A 1,430-nucleotide genomic window follows, 5' to 3' on the forward strand; every position below is an offset into this window, starting at 1 on the left:
GCGGAATGATTAATTCTGTTCGCCATCTTGTTCGTATTGTTGAAGAGAGATAATAAAGGTTTGCTAATACAATGAAATTGAATGAAATTCGCTGCGATAAAAGATCTTTCAAAGCGCGTAAACGCTTGGGTCGTGGAATTGGTTCTGGTACGGGTAAGACTGCTGGTAGGGGTGTTAAGGGGCAAAAATCTAGGTCTGGGGTTAGTGTTCGTGGCTTTGAAGGTGGGCAAATGCCCATATATCGGCGTTTACCAAAACGTGGTTTTGTAAATATTTTTTCTTCTAAGTTAGCTACTGTTTCATTAGGTAGGTTGCAGTGTGCTATTGACAAGGGTAAATTGGATTCTGCGGCTGAAATAGATGTTCGCGCACTACATTCGGCTGGTCTTGTTCGAAATTCTAAACAGGGGGTTCGTATTCTGTCTGATGGGCAGTTAGATGCAAAATTGATTTTGCGAGTTTCTGGTGCTTCGGCAGTTGCGATTTCCAAGATTGAAAAATTAGGTGGCAAGCTTATCGTTGTTTGATGGTTTTTTTGAGGTGGTATATTCGCCTTATTGTTTTCATAGCTGGAGGTTTTCATAGTAAATTGAAGGCTGGTTCTATTTTTTTGTGTTGGTGCTTGTCGCAGCGTAATCTTTGTTTTGGTGTTTCTTTTTCTGATTGAGGTCTTGAGGTTATTTATGGCGTCTGCGGTAGAACAATTTGTATCTAACTTGAGTGTTTCTGCTTTTACAAAAGCGAAAGACTTAAAAGCTAGAATTCTTTTCACTTTTGTTGCGCTTATAGTATATAGAATTGGGACGTATGTGCCATTGCCAGGTATTGATCCTGTTTCTTATACGAAAGCCTTTCAATCGAAGAGTGAGGGTATATTCGGTCTTTTTAATATGTTTGCCGGAGGGGCGGTTGAGCGTATGGCTATTTTTGCATTAGGTATTATGCCCTATATATCTTCTTCTATTATTGTCCAGTTAGTCACTTCGGTGGTTCCGTCTCTTGAAGCTCTTAAGAAAGAGGGAGAGCAAGGGCGCAAGATTATTAATCAATACACTCGTTATGCTACTGTTGTTCTTGGAATTTTACAGGCGTATGGAATTGCTATTGGTTTAAGGAGCGGTGATGGTATTGTTTTCGATTCAGGGTCTTTCTTTGTTTTTTCTACAGTTGTTACTCTTCTTGGTGGTACAATGTTTCTTATGTGGTTGGGGGAACAGATCACATCGTGTGGTATAGGAAATGGTGTTTCTCTCATTATTTTTAGCGGCATTGTTGCAGGTTTTCCTTCTGCTTTTGCAAAAGTTCTTGAGCTTGGGCGCGTGGGTAGTGTTTCCGCTGCCTTGATAATGGTTGTTTTTGCTTCTGCCATTTTAGTCATTGCTTTTGTTGTTTTTATAGAGCGAGCACAGCGTCGTTTGTTGATTCAATAT

Annotated in this window: 2 protein-coding genes; both read left to right on the forward strand. The window is 40.1% G+C overall.

All coding sequences use genetic code 11. The annotated features are described in order from the left end of the window. The first annotated feature begins 71 nt into the window (after positions 1 to 71). Positions 72 to 527, forward strand: a complete 456-nt coding sequence (gene rplO, locus H0G72_RS06010; RefSeq protein ID WP_182017864.1) for a 50S ribosomal protein L15 — start codon at positions 72 to 74, stop codon at positions 525 to 527. A gap of 156 nt (positions 528 to 683) precedes the next feature. Further along, the coding region (locus H0G72_RS06020) for a preprotein translocase subunit SecY (protein ID WP_182017866.1) at positions 684 to 1,430 on the forward strand (747 nt) is incomplete at its 3' end.

The organism is Candidatus Liberibacter sp., assembly GCF_014048425.1.
Lineage (GTDB): Bacteria > Pseudomonadota > Alphaproteobacteria > Rhizobiales > Rhizobiaceae > Liberibacter.